Here is a 3,391-nt window from a genome sequence, read left to right as displayed (position 1 = left end):
CAAAGCAAGTTTGGGTGCTTCTTCCGCAGGATCAACACCTAGAATATACGCGGCAGTGCGATGAAGACCCACCAACCGAAAATCGGTTGGTTGAAAAACATTTTCTTTATCATCAAAAAATAACCCCATGCAGTACATTGCATAACTGTCTGCCAGTATGTCTTGTTCCTGAGCTATTTCTGGGGACATAAGTGTTAATTCTGGATATGCATCTTTCAGCACAGGAATAATCAAAGCAGAGAGAATGCAGGTTACATTTGCCTGATGGATATGCGCAAAGCGTGCTGCGTAGGAAAACCATGCAAGCGTATCGCCCAAAGTACCGACAGGAAATTGAATGACAACTTTTTTGTTTTTCAAATTCAATTCATGCTGGAAAACAATGCGGGCTTCTCTTTGAGGTAAAATATCTTCAACAATAATACCAAAGCGAACGTAAAAGCGTTTGGCAGAGTGTACGGTAGCGCCCGTATTTTCATTCTGGAACAGAATATTCCCTGTATCCAGGTCACGTAATGTAATCCGCCATTTTCCTTCTGTACGTGCAGGCAGAACAATACGGGCACCCTGATTGAAATCAAACAAAATTCCATCAGGCTCATGTAAAACTGGGAGAGCAGAAGGGTTGATGTAAGGAGATTTGACCGAAGCCGAATGGTTTGATGAAGCTTCGGTAATACCATCTGCAGAAGACGTAGAAATTGTGGTTTCCGAATTTGAAAAAACTTCGGTCATGAAACAATCAGTCCAAATATTTAAGAAAAATTATGGAGCCTGAAATTTACGCCCTTCATGGTAACCATAGAAAACATAATGGAGGAAAGGCCCTAATGGAAAAGATGCAATATCTGGATTCAAGCGCAAATAAGTTTCTGTATCAAAATCAGGGTTAGGATTTCTTTTTTCGTGTGCACCAAAATCCATGAAATGAACAAGAGGATCAATCCCAGCTTCTGCAACATCGGGATTTACTAAAAGATACCATTCACCATCAAAATAGATGGGAAATGTCTTTTCCTGGGAAGGAACTATTTTTTTCATCCGGACTGTTGGGGTGCGAGGATTACGTGATTCCAGATTTGCTGTTTTACGAAGCATAGCTGTTCCATCAAGATCATAAAAAATCTCTCCCTTAATACTAACGATAAGGGAGAGATTTTTAATTTTTAAGCAGATTTTGTTTTTACACGTGTCGTTTGCTGATCAGTCACAACATAAGGGCCAGCAGCACGGATGATCATGGAGAGTATCCCCATTTTCCCATGTGACAGATGATCCCCTAATGGCAGTTCGGCATTGCCATTTGTCCATGCACAATCTGTCCAATCGGTCTCATGCCAACCTTCTGGCTTCTCGGCCTGAAGGTGAGAGGTGATGTTGAATTGCTGTTTAGCACACATCAGATGCACCTCGGAGACTGCGACCCCCATATGGCGTCGATCATCCACAAACGGACCAATCACATCAGATGGGCGGCTGGCGCGTGAGACAATACGCACAGACTGCGTATCAGGCGGCAGCATGAAACTATACTGATGCGCCGTCTTGCGCATCGAACGCACAGTAGCTCCTGTATCCGTTACGAGATGCAGATCTGGATCATCCGTGAATTCCATCGTTTCTACCTGCATCTGTGCGCCAACCACACTGTTTTCACGCCATTCCAGTGCTCGAAATAGTGGCTCCACAAAGGAACGATCAACACAGAGTGGCGCACCGGCATCATGTTCCCATGTCCGAGGCTTTCCACCCAGCATGATAACGGAACCTTCCTGACGGAATGAAGAGCGGTTCCCGGTATCCAGATAGCTTTCGGTCAGCATGCCGTCTGCCCGGATAACAGAATGCTGCTCTGTTTCCACATGGTAATAATCGTAGGAGGTAATGGATTTGTCATAAAAAATGGACACGCCATTCACCAGCATACGTACGGGCACAAACCGATCTTTAAAAAACAGGCAGTGCTCGGCAGTAATCAGCATATCCTTGTAAGGCACACCATCGGCAATGGCGTCTTTCAGAACACGTACAGGATATCCGGCTTCATCATCAGGACGTTCAGGGCGAACGGTTGTATGTGCCTTGCCTGCCCAGATAACAGAACGTGTTTCTGTTTTGCCATCTACATAGACTGTGATGTTATCTCCAAAACGGATGTTTTCTACAGGCACATCACCTTGTGGGGTCTGGATCATGCTACCCGCAAGAAAACAGGTTTCTATGGCAAGCGTGCCATCACTATTTTCAACGAGATCAAATTGTTGACCATCCACAATATCTGAAGTTTTGGGGTCAAGTGTAACACTCGCTGTTCCACCACTTCCTGTCACTGTCAGGGTATATGTGGCAGCATCGTAGCTATATTTGGCAGAGGAATCATATGTCAGGGTAGAAAAATCAATAAGCCCACCACTTTGCAGGCCGACATTTGTAGCTGAACCGCCATTGCCAACAGTTAATGTTCCACCGCTACTAATGACACACTGGTCAATGGTTCCGTTAAGGTAACCACCTGAACTCGTGGCGGAATCATACGAATATCCTCTTTCTACCGAAACGTTGCCGCCATTTTCAATGGTAGCTGAAGCGATGCTACCACCTGTGTTGTCTACACTCCCGCCGTTGGAAACGGTAATGTTGGAAACCTGAGACTTGGCATCAATATCAACCTCTGTTGTGTTATTGACCTGAACACCTGTAACAGTAGCGCCAGATTCAACCTTCATACTGGCACTTGTGGTCAACGTCACATTGGAAAGTGTGCCTCCTCGTAGGTCAATGCCCGCACTATTGGAGGCCGAGACAGTGTCAACTGCGCCGCCTGACTCTACGATAAGATCAGCACTTCTACTGCCATCCAATGAAATATGAGAAGCACTCCCACCATCAAGCGCAAAGATATTACCACCCGAGGTAACTGTGGCGCCATTGAGTGTTCCGCCACTTTGCACAACGATAGATCCAATACCACCCCCATTCTGGGTCAGAGTGGCATTCGTCAAAGAGCCTTCTACAACAACATGGTCCGCTGTGCCGTAAGATGCACCATTGACTGTTTGACCAGCGGAAATCGTTTTGGTAGCCGAAGGAAGCGGATAATTAGACATCGTAACCGTAGCTTTCTTTGCCGCTTTCATGAAGAGCGTAAAATCGTGAAAAGAAATCCGGCTTCATGAAATATTGAGAAGAGACAAATATCCGATGTGAAAACACATCGGATATTTGTAAAAAACTCCCTTCATCAAAAAATGGAGGGAAGTATTCGGATTAGGCAGAACGTCTGTTTTCCAAAACAGCTTTCGTGTTCTGTTCCAGATAGGGGCCAGCAGCTCGGATATTCAGAGAAAGAATACCCATTCCGCTCTGTGTCAGTTCATCCAAGGGCAAAACA

The 3,391-nt window shown here is 45.3% G+C and carries 3 protein-coding genes; all 3 read right to left on the bottom strand.

The window, feature by feature from the left end:
* On the bottom strand, positions 1-735 hold a 735-nt coding region (locus tag FKW31_RS14245), incomplete at its 3' end, for an autotransporter strand-loop-strand O-heptosyltransferase (RefSeq protein ID WP_150178883.1).
* Positions 736-765: 30 nt separating this feature from the next.
* On the bottom strand, positions 766-1,098 hold the full coding sequence (locus FKW31_RS14240) for a hypothetical protein (protein ID WP_238331322.1): 333 nt from the start codon (positions 1,096-1,098) through the stop codon (positions 766-768).
* 68 nt (positions 1,099-1,166) lie between these two features.
* Positions 1,167-3,107 carry a Hint domain-containing protein gene (locus FKW31_RS14235; protein ID WP_238332865.1) on the bottom strand — a complete coding sequence of 647 codons (1,941 nt, stop codon included), beginning with the start codon at positions 3,105-3,107 and terminating at the stop codon, positions 1,167-1,169.
* Positions 3,108-3,391 lie beyond the last annotated feature (284 nt).

The sequence above is a fragment of the Acetobacter sp. DmW_136 genome, assembly GCF_008690365.1.
Lineage (GTDB): Bacteria > Pseudomonadota > Alphaproteobacteria > Acetobacterales > Acetobacteraceae > Acetobacter > Acetobacter oryzifermentans.
The sequence above is the reverse complement of the archived record's forward strand: the minus strand, read 5'-3'. Positions and strand labels throughout refer to the sequence as shown.

Excerpts from the sequence above, each read along its gene's own strand:
- FKW31_RS14240 (WP_238331322.1), bottom strand. The coding sequence starts at position 1,098 with ATGCTTCGTAAAACAGCAAATCTGGAATCACGTAATCCTCGCACCCCA.
- FKW31_RS14235 (WP_238332865.1), bottom strand. The coding sequence starts at position 3,107 with ATGTCTAATTATCCGCTTCCTTCGGCTACCAAAACGATTTCCGCTGGT.